The organism is Butyricicoccus faecihominis, assembly GCF_024462775.1.
Classification (GTDB): Bacteria; Bacillota; Clostridia; order Oscillospirales; family Butyricicoccaceae; genus Agathobaculum; species Agathobaculum faecihominis_A.
In genome coordinates this window covers 137799-151377 of sequence record NZ_JANGCE010000003.1, presented here as the reverse complement: position 1 = coordinate 151377, position 13579 = coordinate 137799, and the positions used below count along the sequence as shown (strand labels likewise).

The following is a 13579-nucleotide window of genomic DNA, read 5'->3' as shown; positions in this document are numbered from 1 at the left end:
AACGTGATCTGCTCGACAGATTTCGTATGACTTCGCTCCGTAAATCTCCTATCCTATCCATTGTTACCAATTTGTAACATTGGATACTGAAAGGAGGAACACGGAAGAGCGTTTCCCAAGCGGCTCTTCTGTGCGAACGAACATGCGAAATCTGTTTTCTATTTTAGGCGGCCTGCTTTCCGGCCTGCTGTATGTGATGATGCGCGCCGTGCTGCTGCTGGACGCGCTGATCGACCGAATTTGCAGCCTGCGGGTATGGCGGCGGATCGGCGGCCTGCTCGGCGCGCTGCGCCGCCGCCGCTCGGCCTGCGCGATCTGCGCTTTCCTGCCGTTCTTTTTACTGCCGGGCGCGATGCTGACCCGCTCGGGCGCGATGGTCTCCGTGGACGGCCGCCCGCTCGGCGTGGTTGAAAATGCGGACGAGCTCACCGCCGTCGTTGCCGAGATCGAATCGGACGCGAAGATACTCGCGGGCGACGGCTACACCCTTCCTATTTCGATCAACTGCACCGAAACCCGCGCGCCGGAAAGCCGTTTCCTTACATCCGACGGCCTCAAGTCCGCGCTGGTGGAGGCCACGCCCGATCTGGACACGCTGGCCGTCATTACCGTGGACGGCGAGCAGGCGGGCGTATGCCGCACGGCGGAGGACGCGCAGACGCTGCTTGACCGCATCAAGGCCAAGTACACCACCGCTTCGGACGACGGCGCGCAGTTCATGCAGGCCGTGCATGTGCAAAACGTGATCGCGCCGGTGGAATACACCTCGGACTTCGGCGAGCTGTACGAGTACCTCTCCCCCCGGCTGGACGTGACCGCGACGCGAAACGTCACCTATACCGAGCAAATCCCCTACGAGACCATCACCCGCGAAAACGATGAACGCGACCAGACCTATCAGGCGACCCTGCAACCCGGCCACGAGGGCGAAGCCGTCGTCACCGCCGAGATCACCACGGTGGACGGTCAGGAGCACGGCCGCACCATACTGGAACGCACCGTACTGAGTCAAGCGACGAACGAGATCGTCGAGGTGGGCACCAAGAACGTCGGCATCGGCACGGGCACGCTCGATTACCCGCTGACCAGCTATACCTTCACCTCCGCCTTCAAATGGCGCTGGGGCCGCCTGCATTCGGGCGTGGACCTTGCCACCCCCGAAGGCTCGCCCGTTTACGCGGCGGACAACGGCAAGGTTATCCTCGCGGAATGCTCGGGCGACGGCTACGGCAACTATATCATTCTTGACCACGGCAACGGCATGAAAACGCTGTACGGCCACAACTCCGAGCTGCTTGTCAGCGTGGGCGACGTGGTGGCCAAGGGCGACCGGATCGCCCTGTCCGGCAACACCGGCAACTCGACCGGCCCCCACGTACACTTTGAAACCATCGTGGACGATGAGAAGGTAGACCCGCAAATCTATTTAAGCTTTAGCTGAAAAAGAGCCGGTACGCAGGTGAAATTCCTGCGTACCGGCTCTTTTGGTTATGTGATGCGCTCAGGTTTTGATCCTTTCGGCCATGTCGCCGCTGGCGTGGGAAAGCACGGGCAGCAGTACCGCGGATAGAATCACGCCCGCCGCGCCCTGCACCAGATTGAACGGGATACCCGCTGCCGACGCCGTCGCCGCCGCGGCAAAGCCGCTCCCGGAAACGACGGACAGGCCGATCTCGTACACAAAGTAGCCGAACACCATCAGCACCTCCGCCGGGATACCGGCGAGCACCGTGCGCACCGGCGTATGGGCCGCGCGCCGTGCCACACGATGGTACAGCAGGCCGCCCACAAAGGCGGTGGCCGCCTTGATGGCAAGCGTGCCCGGCACCCAAGCCATATAGCCGGAAAACAGATCGGCCAGCATGGAACCGATGCCTGCGGCAGCCGCGCCCACACCGGGGCCGAGCAGGATGCCGCACAGCAGCACCATGCCGTCGCCCAGATGGATGTAGCCCAGCGTCGGCGTCGGGATACGGATCACCATGGTGGCCACCGTGGTAAGCGCCGCGAGCAGCGCCGCCTGCACGAGGAGCTTTGTCTTTTGGGATTGCACACCAATCACCCTCTTTTCGTGTTTTTTTACTGTCTCCATTCTAGCGCGCATTTGGCCCCTTGTAAAACGTCAGTTCGTGCATTTTTCGTAATGCCAGTATTGTGTAAAAGGCCGCGCGGCTTGCCGAAAACGAAGCGCCAAGAAAAGAGGAGGAATTCATAAGGGGGCTGCGCCGAAACTCGTTTCGTCGCAGCCCCCGCATCGCTTTATATCGTCTTTCCGCTATCTTTCAGCGTAAAAATCCCATCATAATCACAGTCTAACGCTGCCGCGATCTCGCGAAGCTCTTTTTCAGAAAAATTATCACGTGCCAGCTTATTGCTCAGGTTGTTTCCATTCGTCCCAATCCTTGTGGCAAGCTCCTTAATCGTCATATCCCGCTCCAACAGCACCGTTCTGATTTTCTTTGCCATACCCATTTGTGTAATCCTCCATCTACATGCTACAAATTATACACTGAAAGGCGAGCCGCCCGCCTATCGGGTAGGGCGGGCTGACCCAGCCCGCCGAAAACGAAGCGCCAGCAAACGTGGGCGCGTGAAACAGGCCGGTTCGGCCGAGCGGAGCGCCCGTCCACGTCAGTCCCTTGGCCCCCGGTACGGTACCATGGCAAATGGGTTGTATCACAAAAGGGCGGCGCAAAGTTTCTCTCGCGGCTACTGCCGCGCATGATATTGCGAGCATAGTGAGCCTCCAAAACACCGGAGCTGCGACGAAACTCGTTTCGTCGCAGCTCCTTCCGTATCAAATTAGTTTACCGCTTATTGGAACGCTTCCAGATGCGCATTTTTTCCGCGTCCTGAATGAGCTGCTCGCGGAAATCCGGGTGCGCGACCGAAATGAGCGCTTCGGCGCGCTGCCAAGAGGACAGGCCCTTTAAATTGACCTTGCCGTACTCGGTGACGAACCAGTGCACGCAGGGGCGCGCGTCCGTGACGACCGAGCCGTCCGCCAGCGTCGGGCGGATACGGCTGGCAAGCGAGCCGTCCTTTTGCTGAAAGGTAGAGGAACAGCAAATAAAGCTCTTGCCGCCCTCGGACAGGTACGCGCCCAGCACAAAATCGAGCTGGCCGCCCGCGCCGGAGATCTGCTTGACGCCCGCGGTCTCCGCGTTGACCTGACCGAACAGGTCGACGTCCACCGCGTTGTTGATGGAAATAAAGTTATCGATCTGCGAAATGACGCGCGAATCGTTGGTATAGGACACCGGCGCCGCCATGCACTGGGGATTGTTATTGACATAGTCGTAAAGCTTCTTGGTGCCCGCGCCGAAGGCGAACACCTGACGGCCCTTGTCGATCGACTTTTGCGAGCCGTTGATCTTGCCCGCCTTCGCGATATCCACAAACGCGTCCACATACATCTCGGTATGTACGCCCAGATCCTTAAGATCGGATTCGGCGATCATCGAACCGACGGTATTCGGCATGCCGCCGATACCCAGCTGCAAGCACGCGCCGTTCGGGATTTCCTCCACAATCAGCTCGGCCACCTTGCGGTCGACGTCGGTCGGCGCGCCGCCCGCGCCCATTTCGGCGATCGGCGGGTTTTCGCCCTCGACGATCATATCGACATCCGTGATGTGCACCGCTTCCTCAAAGCCGCCCAAGCAGCGCGGCATGTTCCGGTTGACCTCGACGATGACGGTATCGGATATTTCGCATACGGCCTTTAAATGGGAGGCGTTCGGGCCAAAGCTGAAATAGCCGTGATCGTCCATCGGGGCGACTTGGATCATGACCACATCGTTATGCCGCACGTTTTCACGGTACCAGCGCGGCAGCTCGGAATAGCGCAGCGCGGCATAGTAGCCGAAGCCCGCCGTGCAGGCCTTGCGCTCGATGCCGCCCATGTGCCAAGAGTTCCACGTGATCTTATCCTCAACGTGCGGGATCTTGAACACCTCGGGCTGCCACATTAAAATTCCGCCGTGAAAATTGATATCGCTCAGTTCGTCCATACGCGCGGCCAGCGCCTTGTCCAGCGCTACCGGCGTGCCCGTGCACCAGCCGTAATCGACCCAGTCGCCCGACTTGACGACCCGCGCGGCCTCGGCCGCTGTGGTCAGTTTGTTCTGGTACATTTGCTTATAGTCCATGCAAAAAAGCCTCCTCGTTTTTTATTTAACAATCCATGTGCTACTTATTATACTCGCTCCCCCCTGCACGGTCAAGCGGATATCTTGCGGACAGACGCATAAAAGCGTCAAAATGCAGAAAAGGCTTGATTTTCTCCAGCCTTCGATCGCAACCACGCTTGCGATCGAGCATTCCGGCTCCGGCGCGCGCCCTTTGGGACACACTTCTCCGCCGGTTTGTTAAAAAAGCGAGATACACGCTCCCGCTTTTTTGTCAAATTAAAGCTTCGCTTCAATTTTCCATTTGATCGCGCGCTGCGGCGCGGGGATTCTTGAGCCGGACGCATAAAAGCGTCAAAATGCAGAAAAGGCTTGATTTTCTCCGGTAAAGTGGTACAATGATAAATGACGTTAACGGAAAACATCAATAGGAGGACTTTATGAAGACCAAGAAATTTCTGAGCCTGCTGCTCGCGGGCACGATGTGCGCGACCCTGCTCGCCGGCTGCGGCTCCAAGCCCGCCGAGGACGCCACTGCGCAGGACGCGGGCCAGCCGGAAGACACTACCGCGGCCGACAGCGATCTCGCTTACATTAAAGACAAGGGCACGCTCGTTGTCGGCATCACCGACTTTGAGCCCATGGACTACAAGGACGACAGCGGCAACTGGATCGGTTTTGACGCCGACATGGCGACCGCCTTTGCCGAGAGCCTTGGCGTTAAGGTAGAGTTCAGCGAGATCAACTGGGACAATAAGATCATGGAGCTGGAAGGCAAGACCATCGACTGTGTCTGGAACGGCATGACGCTGACGGACGAAGTCACCAGCAGCATGGAATGCTCCAAGCCCTACTGCAACAACGCGCAGGTTGTGGTTGTTCCCGCGGATAAGGCCGATCAGTACCAGACCGTGGAAAGCTGCAAGGATCTGAACTTTGCAGTGGAATCCGGTTCCGCAGGCGAGGCCGAGGTAAGCGCGCTGGGCTACAACTACACGCCCGTTACCGCGCAGGCCGACGCGCTGATGGAGGTTGCCGCCGGCACCTCGGACGCCGCCGTGATCGACTCCCTGATGGCCGCCGCGATGGTGGGCGAAGGCACGAGCTATGCCAACCTTACTTATACCGTGGGCCTGAACAGCGAAGAGTACGGCGTGGGCTTCCGCAAGGGCAGCGACCTTGCCGCCGCGCTGAACGATTTCTTCGCCGCCAGCTACGCGGACGGCAGCATCCAGAAAACCGCCGAGACTTACAGCGTACAGGCGATGCTCATCGAGCAGTAAAGACGGATCGACTACAGAAAGCGTTGCAACAGAGGCCGCGCGTCCGCGCGCGGGCTTTGCATCGCTCTCGATGACAATTACGAGCAAAGGCGCGCTGCAACTGATTTTGCAACGCGCCCTTTTTCCACGTCCCGCAAAAATACGACTAGACAGGAGGAACCCATGCAAACGATTCTCGATCAACTGCCCATCGTGATCCATTCGCTGAATATCGGTTTTTTGCAAACGCTCAAGCTGTTTTTCATCACGCTGCTCGGCGCGATCCCGCTGGGTCTCATCATCTCCTTCGGCTCCATGTCGGGCTTCCGCCCGCTGCGCTACCTCACAAAGGTTTTCGTGTGGATCATCCGCGGCACGCCCCTGATGATTCAGCTGCTGATTATTTATTACTTCCCCGGTCTGGTGCTGAAAAACCCGATCTGGGGCGGCGGCGAGGGCGGCCGTTTCTTCGCCTCCTCCGTGGCTTTCATCATCAATTACGCCTGTTATTTTTCCGAAATCTACCGCGGCGGCATTCAGGGCGTGCCCAAGGGCCAGCAGGAGGCCGGGCTGGTGCTCGGCATGACCAGAAGCCAGATCTTTTTCCGCATCACGCTGCTGCAAATGATCAAGCGCATCGTGCCGCCCATGTCCAACGAGATCATCACGCTGGTCAAGGACACCTCGCTCGCCCGCATCATCGCGCTGCAAGAGATCATCTGGGCCGGACAGGCCTTTATGAAGGGCTCGCAGGGCATTTCGGGCGCGATATGGCCGTTATTCTTCACCGCGGTATACTATTTGATCTTTAACGGCGTGCTCACCGTGCTGCTCAGCCGGTTGGAGAAAAAACTCGATTATTTCCGCTAAGGGAGGGCCCATATGCCTATTTTAGAAATAAAAAATATCAACAAAAGCTTTGGCTCGACCGATGTATTAAAGGATATCAGCTTTTCTCTTGAACGCGGACAGGCCCTCGCGATCATCGGATCGAGCGGCTCGGGCAAGACGACGCTTTTGCGCTGCCTGAACTTTCTGGAAACGCCGGACGCGGGCCGGATCATCGTAAACGGCGAAACGCTGTTTGACGCGAACGACCCCGCGGGCCAATCGGACGCCGCGATTCGCAAAAAACGTTTGCATTTCGGCATGGTGTTCCAGTCCTTCAACCTGTTTCCGCAGTACACGGCGCTGGAAAACGTGATGCTGGCCAGTCTGCTGCTCGCGCAGGAGCGCCCCGATTATAAGCAAAACAAAAAGGAAATCCATGCGGAAATTGAGCAAAACGCCATTCGTTTGCTCGATCAGATGAGCCTGTCGGGCCGCATGTCGCACTACCCGCATCAGCTATCCGGCGGCCAGCAGCAGCGCGTGGCGATCGCCCGCGCGCTCGCCCTGAGCCCGGACATCCTCTGTTTTGACGAGCCGACCTCCGCCCTCGACCCCGAGTTGACCGGCGAGGTGCTGCGCGTAATCCGCGAGCTCTCCGATCAGCATACCACCATGATCATCGTGACCCACGAAATGGAATTTGCGCGCGACGTGGCCGACCACGTGGTGTTTATGGACGAGGGCCTGATCGTGGAGGAGGGCCGGCCGGAGGACGTTTTTGGCAATACACAGAACGAACGAACCCGCGCTTTTCTGTCACGGTATTCGCAAAACAGCTAAACATCGGAAATATCGCTAAAAACTTTTCGGCACATTTACCGAAGCGGCGGTTTACAAATCCCAAAAAATGCGATAGAATAGTCACGCGGGCATGAAAGTATGACCTTTCATTGACTAATTGTACAGTGAACCGTGGTTAAATTTTGGTGACTTTTTTGTTCAATCCTGTTGAAGTCTTGGCACATCTTTGATACAATAAGAGCGCAAGGGGAAACCCCCCGTGAAAACGAAATAAAAAGCCGCACGGCCTTTTATAAAAAAAATTATTCTAAATGAATGGAGATGTTCAACATGGCTATGGATTCTTTCAGCGCATCCCTGATGAAGGACAAGAGAGAGATCATCATCGCCCCGACCATTTACAAGTTCGCCAATTTTGGTGAGTTCGCTCAGGAGTTCGCTCTCGGCGAGCGGGACGTCGTCCTGACCAACGAGTTTATCTATAAGCCCTTTATGGAGCAGTACAACCTTTCCTGCACCTATGTGTTCCAGGAGAAGTTCGGTGTCGGCGAGCCTTCCGAGGCAATGATCGAGACCATGTACGAGGCGATCCCCTACGAGTCCTACGACCGCGTTATCGCCATCGGCGGCGGCGCCATCATGGACCTTTGCAAGCTGCTCGGCTGCAAGCGCCCGGATTCCGTACATAACCTGTACTTCAAGCGCTTCCCGGTTGAGCACGAGAAGGAAGTTATCGCCATCCCGACCACCTGCGGCACGGGCTCCGAAGTCACCAACATTTCCGTTGCGATCGTCAAGGACGAGAAGGACGGCGTGCTGACCGGCGGCGAGACCAAGCTCGGCCTCGTATCCGACGATATCATCCCGAACAAGGTCTGCCTGATTCCCGACCTGCTCAAGACCCTGCCCTACAAGCCCTTCGCTTCCTCCGCGATCGACGCGCTGATCCACGCGACCGAGTCCTACCTGTCGCCCTCGCGCAAGACCATGACGAGCGAAGTGTTCTCCGTCAAGGCCATGGAGATGATCCTCGAAGGCTTCCGCCAGATCGGCGAAAAGGGCCCCGACGCCCGCCTCGACTACCTTGACGAGTATGTTACCGCTTCGCTGTACGCCGGCGTTGCGTTCCTGAAGGCCGGCTGCGCCACCGTGCACGGCATGTCCTTCCCGCTCGGCGGCACCTACCACGTACCGCACGGCGAATCCAACTACGCCCTGTTCGGCAAGATCCTCGAAATCTACGACGAGATCAAGCCGGAAGGCGAACTGATGAACTTCAAGAAGCTGGTCGGCCGCATTCTGGGCTGCGACGCCAAGGACGCTATCCCGACCCTGAACGCTCTGCTTGAGAAGGTTCTGCCGCTCAAGCCGCTGCATGAGTACGGCTTCAAGGAATCCGACATCAAGGATTTCCCGGAATCCGTCATGATCAACCAGCAGCGCCTGATCACCAACTCCTACGTCCCGATGACCAAGGAGCTGATGGAGCGCGTTTACCGCGAGTGCTTCTAAAAAACGCATAGGGGGCATCCAAAAAATGCCCCCTATCTTTTAAACAAGGCCTAACGGCGCATTATATTTGTTCCTCCGGATTTCCGCGCCAAGCGGCGCGGAACGAAAAGAGAAAGGATATTGATATATTATGATGACGAAAGACCAGTATATCGAGTCTCTGAAGAAGCTCAACTTTAACCTGTACGTTTTTGGCGAAAAGGTTGAGAACCCGACCGAGAACCCGATCATGCGTCCCTCGCTCAATTCCTTTGCCGCCACCTATGAGCTGGCCGAGGACCCGCAGTACGAAGATCTGATGACCGCCACCAGCCACCTGACCGGCCACAAGATCAACCGCTTCACCCACATGCACCAGTCCACCGACGATCTGGTTAAAAAGGTGAAGATGCAGCGCCTGCTCGGTCAGAAGACCGCGGCCTGCTTCCAGCGCTGCGTGGGCATGGACGCCATGAACGCCGTTTACTCCTCCACCTTCGAGATCGATGAGGCCTGCGGCACCAAGTACCATGAGAATTTTGTGAAGTTCCTGACCCGCGTACAGGACGAGGATCTGGGCGTTGACGGCGCGATGACCGACGTCAAGGGCGACCGCAGCCTGTCCCCCTCGCAGCAGGCCGATCCCGACCTGTTCCTGCACGTGGTAGAGCGCACCGCCGACGGCGTGTACGTCACCGGCGCAAAGGCGCACCAGACCGGTTACATCAACTCCCACGAAGTGCTCGTTATGCCCACCATCGCCATGCGCGAGGGCGACGAGGACTACGCGATCTCCTTTGCTGTTCCGACCGATTCCGACGGCATCACGCTGATCTACGGCCGCCAGTCCTGCGACACCCGCAAGATCGAGGAGTATAACGACATCGACGTGGGCAACAAGGTATACGGCGGCCACGAAGTGCTCGTTATCTTCGACCACGTATTCGTACCGAACGATCGCATCTTCCTCAACGGCGAGATCAAGTTCGCCGGCATGATCGTCGAGCGCTTCGCGGGCTACCACCGTCAGTCCTACGGCGGCTGCAAGGTCGGCGTGGGCGACGTGCTGATCGGCGCGACCGCGCTGGCGGGCGACATGGCGGGTTCCGCCAAGGCCAGCCACGTCAAGGATAAGCTGATCGAAATGACCCACCTGAACGAGACCCTGTACTGCTGCGGTATCGCGTGCTCTTCTCAGGGCACCAAGACCAAGTCCGGCAACTACCTGATCGATCTGCTGCTGGCCAACGTGTGCAAGCAGAACGTCACCCGTTTCCCGTACGAGATCGCGCGTCTGGCGCAGGATTTGGCGGGCGGCCTGATGGTTACCCTGCCCTCCGAGGCGGACTACCGCAACCCCAAGCTGCATGACTACATCGATAAGTATTGCCGCGGCGTCGCCTCCGTTCCGACCGAGGACCGCATGCGCGTACTGCGCCTGATCGAAAACATGACCATGGGCACCGCCGCTGTCGGTTACCTGCCCGAGTCCATGCACGGCGCCGGCTCGCCGCAGGCACAGCGCATCATGATTGCCCGTCAGTCCAACCTCGAAATGAAGAAGGAACTGGCGAAGAAGATCGCTCGTATCGACTGATCTTCCTGCAGGGCCGTCTGATGAACACGGCCCTACCCCATAGGCACTCATGGAGCTCTTCTGTGGGTGCCTATGTTTGCAGTTACACGACAGCGGGGGCGGTGTGGAAGGCGGCGAACCGGCTGTTTTCCATACTGAAACCACTGTAAAAGGGGGAAATTGGCGCCATGCTGCGCTGCACCGTAAAATTCTGCGGCGGCTGCAACCCGCGGTATGACCGCGGCAAGGCCTATGACGCCGTGCGCACCTCCCTATCTCAAGCCGCCGTCTTTGAACTGCCGAGGGACGGCGTACATTACGACGTACTGCTGATCATCCGGGGCTGCACCGGCTGCGAATACCGCTATGAGGAAATAGACGCCGACCGGCGTTTGCTCATCGAAAACGCGGCCGACGTCCCGGCTGTCATAGAACAAATAAAGCAGATTCCGTCTGACAAAAGAGGAGGATGATAAAGATGAAGAAAGTAAGCATCATCACAGCGGAGGAAGCCGCCCTGAAGGTACAGGACGGCGATACCATCGCCACCGGCGGCTTTGTAAGCTGCGCCTGCCCGGAGGCCCTCTCCGGCGCGCTGGAAAAGCGCTTTTTGGAGACCGGACACCCCAGCAACCTGACCCTGTTCTTTGCGGCCGGTCAGGGCCACCGCGACGGCACCGGCGGCGACCACTACGGCCATGAGGGCATGGTAAAGCGCGTCATCGGCGGCCACTGGGACCGCGCGCCCAAGCTGGGCGATCTGGCGCTTGCGAACAAGATCGAAGCCTACAACCTGCCGCAGGGCGTTATCTCGCACATGTACCGCGATATCGCCGCCCACAACATCGGCACCATCACCCACGTCGGCCTGTACACCTTTGCCGATCCCCGCAACGGCGGCGGCAAGCTCAACGACTGCACCACCGAGGACCTCGTCAAGATCGTCAACATCGAGGGCGAGGAGCGCCTGCTGTACAAGGGCTTCCCGATCAACGTCGTGTTCCTGCGCGGCTCCTACTGCGACGAATACGGCAACTGCACCGTACATAGAGAGATCGGCCCGCTGGACGTCACCGCGATGGCGCAGGCGTGCAAGAACTCGGGCGGCAAGGTCATCGTGCAGGTCGAAAAGATCGTGCAGGGCGGCACGCTCGATCCCAAGCTCGTGGCGATTCCCGGCATCTACGTCGATTCCGTCGTCGTCGGTTCGGACGAAGAGAACATGCAGTGCCTCGGCATGCCGTATGACGGCGCGCTGACCGGCGAGTTCCGCATCCCCGTGGACGCGATTCCGCCCATCCCGATGGACGCGAAGAAGATCATCGCCCGCCGCGCCGCCATGGAGCTGCCCAAGGACGCGATCGTCAACCTCGGCACCGGCGCGCCTGAAAAGATCGCCAACGTCGCCGCGGAAGAAGGCATTTCCGATAACATGACGCTGACCGTGGAGGCTGGCTCCATCGCGGGCGTTCCCTACGGCGGCACCCAGTTCGGCGCCGCGGCGAACGCGATGTGCATCATCCCGCACAACGTACAGTTCGACTTCTATCAGGGCGGCGGCCTTGACGTTGCGTTCCTCGGCCTTGCGGAGACCGCGCCCAACGGCGACCTGAACGTTTCCAAGTTTGGCACCCGTCTGGCCGGCGCCGGCGGCTTCATCGATATCACCCAAAACGCCAAGAAGGTCGTTTACTGCGGTACCTTCACGGCCAAGGGCCTCAAGACCGACTGTGTCGACGGCAAGCTCGTCATCACGCAGGAGGGCGCGAAGAAGAAGTTTGTTAATTCGGTCGAGCACATCACCTTCTCCGGCGATTACGCCAACAAGGTGCACCAGCCCGTTCTGTACATCACCGAGCGCTGCGTGTTCGAGCTGCGCCATGAAGGCGTCACGCTGGTAGAAATCGCGCCCGGCATCGATCTGAAAACCCAGATCCTCGACCAGATGGAGTTCGTCCCCAAGATCGCCGACGATCTGAAGACCATGGACGAGCGCATCTTCAAGGATGAGCTGATGGGCTTGAAGCACGAGTAAAAGCCGCTCGTATTGCTGGCCTATCTTGCATCTATTCTGTGAAGGTTATGGGTATGTTGTTAATCTTTTCACATACTTTTTCAAAACCCCTTGCAAATTGAAAATAATTTGATAAAATATTAACGATGTGACCCATTTCCATATGTTTAAAACGCGCCGGTCACCCTCCGGCGCCCGTATGAGAGAAGAAAAGGAGAAACCATCAATGAACGTTTACATCTGTTCTGCTGCCCGTACCGCGATTGGCACCTATGGCGGCGCTCTGCGCGACGTACCCGCCGCTCAGCTCGGTGTTGCCGCCGCTAATGCCGCTATCGAGCGCGCCGGCGTAGACAAGGCCGCGATCAACGAAGTTCTGTTCGGTCAGGTGCTGCAGGGCGGCGTGGGCCAGAACGTAGCCCGTCAGGTTATGGTCGGCGCGGGCCTGCCCCTCACCACCCCGGCTATGACGCTGAACAAGGTCTGCGCATCCTCCATGCGCGCGATCTCGCTGGGTTCTCAGGTCATCCGTTCCGGCGAAAATCAGCTGATGCTGGTCGGCGGCTGCGAGTCCATGTCCGGCGCGCCGTACATTTCCCGCAACATGCGCTGGGGCGCTCGTATGAACGACGTCAAGTTCGTGGACATGATGGTTTACGACGGCGTGTTCGACGTATTCAACCAGTACCACATGGGCGTGACCGCGGAAAACGTTGCTGAGAAGTACGGCATCACCCGCGAGATGCAGGATCAGATCGGCTACGAATCCCAGATGAAGGCCGCTAAGGCCATCGAGACCGGCCGCTTCAAGGACGAGATCGTTCCGATCACCGTCAAGCAGAAGAAGGCCGAGATCGTATTCGACACTGACGAGCACTGCCGTCCGCAGACCACGCTCGAGGGTCTTGCCAAGCTGCGCCCCGCCTTCAAGAAGGACGGCGGCACGGTTACCGCGGGCAACGCCTCCGGCATCAACGACGCTGGCGCCGCGATGATCATCGCTTCCGAGGATTACGTCAAGGCAAACGGCCTGAAGCCGCTGGCTAAGGTGCGTTCGTTCGGCTCCGTCGGCTGCGATCCGTCCATCATGGGCATCGGCCCGATCGAGTCCACCCGTCAGGCGCTGTCCCGCGCAGGTCTGACCGTTGCCGACCTCGACCTGATCGAGTCCAACGAAGCGTTTGCCGCGCAGGCTGCCGCTGTTAACCGCGAGCTGGGCTTTGACATGGAGAAGGTCAACGTAAACGGCGGCGCGATCGCGCTGGGCCACCCGATCGGCGCTGCTGGCTGCCGCATCACCACCACGCTGATCTACGAAATGATCAAGCGCGACCTGACCATCGGCCTTGCCACCATGTGCATCGGCGGCGGCATGGGCGAAGCCATCATCGTCGAGCGCGACGAGCTCTGCAAGTAATTCTTTTGGAATAACGAAATGGGAAAACTGTCTGCAAATTAGTAATTATTGGAGGCA

Annotated in this window: 13 protein-coding genes; 9 read left to right on the top strand and 4 right to left on the bottom strand. The window is 58.6% G+C overall.

Annotated features, from left to right (window positions below; translation table 11 throughout):
- Positions 1–142 precede the first annotated feature (142 nt).
- Positions 143–1441, top strand: a complete 1299-nt coding sequence (locus NE562_RS03470; protein ID WP_280960999.1) for a peptidoglycan DD-metalloendopeptidase family protein — start codon at positions 143–145, stop codon at positions 1439–1441.
- Positions 1442–1501: 60 nt separating this feature from the next.
- On the opposite strand, the gene NE562_RS03465 is transcribed toward NE562_RS03470, so the two are convergent.
- The 4 genes from NE562_RS03465 to NE562_RS03450 form a co-directional block, all read right to left on the bottom strand.
- Positions 1502–2053, bottom strand: a complete 552-nt coding sequence (locus NE562_RS03465) for an ECF transporter S component (protein WP_280960998.1) — start codon at positions 2051–2053, stop codon at positions 1502–1504.
- Positions 2054–2259: 206 nt separating this feature from the next.
- The gene (locus NE562_RS03460; protein WP_280960997.1) at positions 2260–2472 is read right to left on the bottom strand and encodes a helix-turn-helix domain-containing protein; all 213 of its coding nucleotides are present in this window, start codon (positions 2470–2472) and stop codon (positions 2260–2262) included.
- Between the two features lie 16 nt (positions 2473–2488).
- Entirely contained in the window at positions 2489–2680 is a 192-nt protein-coding gene (locus NE562_RS03455) for a hypothetical protein (protein WP_280960996.1), read from the bottom strand.
- Between the two features lie 127 nt (positions 2681–2807).
- Positions 2808–4151, bottom strand: coding sequence for a butyryl-CoA:acetate CoA-transferase (locus NE562_RS03450; RefSeq protein WP_280960995.1), 1344 nt, complete (start codon positions 4149–4151; stop codon positions 2808–2810).
- A gap of 419 nt (positions 4152–4570) precedes the next feature.
- Between NE562_RS03450 and NE562_RS03445 the strand changes: the two genes are divergently transcribed.
- The 8 genes from NE562_RS03445 to NE562_RS03410 all read left to right on the top strand — a co-directional run bounded on the left by NE562_RS03445 (position 4571) and on the right by NE562_RS03410 (position 13522).
- Positions 4571–5413, top strand: a complete 843-nt coding sequence (locus NE562_RS03445) for a transporter substrate-binding domain-containing protein (RefSeq protein ID WP_280960994.1) — start codon at positions 4571–4573, stop codon at positions 5411–5413.
- Positions 5414–5575: 162 nt separating this feature from the next.
- On the top strand, positions 5576–6262 hold the full coding sequence (locus NE562_RS03440) for an amino acid ABC transporter permease (RefSeq protein WP_280960993.1): 687 nt from the start codon (positions 5576–5578) through the stop codon (positions 6260–6262).
- Positions 6263–6274: 12 nt separating this feature from the next.
- Positions 6275–7063: an amino acid ABC transporter ATP-binding protein gene (locus NE562_RS03435; RefSeq protein WP_305147357.1), complete on the top strand. Its 789-nt coding sequence runs from the start codon at positions 6275–6277 to the stop codon at positions 7061–7063.
- A 291-nt stretch (positions 7064–7354) separates the two neighbouring features.
- The gene (locus tag NE562_RS03430; RefSeq protein WP_280960992.1) at positions 7355–8536 is read left to right on the top strand and encodes a 4-hydroxybutyrate dehydrogenase; all 1182 of its coding nucleotides are present in this window, start codon (positions 7355–7357) and stop codon (positions 8534–8536) included.
- Positions 8537–8666: 130 nt separating this feature from the next.
- A complete protein-coding gene (locus NE562_RS03425) occupies positions 8667–10112 on the top strand; it encodes a 4-hydroxyphenylacetate 3-hydroxylase family protein (protein WP_280960991.1) in 1446 nt (481 codons plus the stop codon).
- Between the two features lie 167 nt (positions 10113–10279).
- The gene (locus NE562_RS03420; RefSeq protein ID WP_280960990.1) at positions 10280–10564 is read left to right on the top strand and encodes a hypothetical protein; all 285 of its coding nucleotides are present in this window, start codon (positions 10280–10282) and stop codon (positions 10562–10564) included.
- A 5-nt stretch (positions 10565–10569) separates the two neighbouring features.
- The gene (locus NE562_RS03415) at positions 10570–12126 is read left to right on the top strand and encodes an acyl CoA:acetate/3-ketoacid CoA transferase (protein ID WP_280960989.1); all 1557 of its coding nucleotides are present in this window, start codon (positions 10570–10572) and stop codon (positions 12124–12126) included.
- Between the two features lie 205 nt (positions 12127–12331).
- On the top strand, positions 12332–13522 hold the full coding sequence (locus NE562_RS03410) for an acetyl-CoA C-acetyltransferase (RefSeq protein WP_280960988.1): 1191 nt from the start codon (positions 12332–12334) through the stop codon (positions 13520–13522).
- Positions 13523–13579: the final 57 nt, after the last annotated feature.

Bases quoted from the DNA above. Each gene is read 5' to 3' on its own strand.
- NE562_RS03435 (WP_305147357.1), top strand. From the start codon at position 6,275: ATGCCTATTTTAGAAATAAAAAATATCAACAAAAGCTTTGGCTCGACC.
- NE562_RS03420 (WP_280960990.1), top strand. From the start codon at position 10,280: ATGCTGCGCTGCACCGTAAAATTCTGCGGCGGCTGCAACCCGCGGTAT.
- NE562_RS03430 (WP_280960992.1), top strand. From the start codon at position 7,355: ATGGCTATGGATTCTTTCAGCGCATCCCTGATGAAGGACAAGAGAGAG.
- NE562_RS03415 (WP_280960989.1), top strand. From the start codon at position 10,570: ATGAAGAAAGTAAGCATCATCACAGCGGAGGAAGCCGCCCTGAAGGTA.
- NE562_RS03440 (WP_280960993.1), top strand. From the start codon at position 5,576: ATGCAAACGATTCTCGATCAACTGCCCATCGTGATCCATTCGCTGAAT.
- NE562_RS03450 (WP_280960995.1), bottom strand. From the start codon at position 4,151: ATGGACTATAAGCAAATGTACCAGAACAAACTGACCACAGCGGCCGAG.
- NE562_RS03425 (WP_280960991.1), top strand. From the start codon at position 8,667: ATGATGACGAAAGACCAGTATATCGAGTCTCTGAAGAAGCTCAACTTT.
- NE562_RS03445 (WP_280960994.1), top strand. From the start codon at position 4,571: ATGAAGACCAAGAAATTTCTGAGCCTGCTGCTCGCGGGCACGATGTGC.
- NE562_RS03470 (WP_280960999.1), top strand. From the start codon at position 143: ATGCGAAATCTGTTTTCTATTTTAGGCGGCCTGCTTTCCGGCCTGCTG.
- NE562_RS03410 (WP_280960988.1), top strand. From the start codon at position 12,332: ATGAACGTTTACATCTGTTCTGCTGCCCGTACCGCGATTGGCACCTAT.
- NE562_RS03460 (WP_280960997.1), bottom strand. From the start codon at position 2,472: ATGGGTATGGCAAAGAAAATCAGAACGGTGCTGTTGGAGCGGGATATG.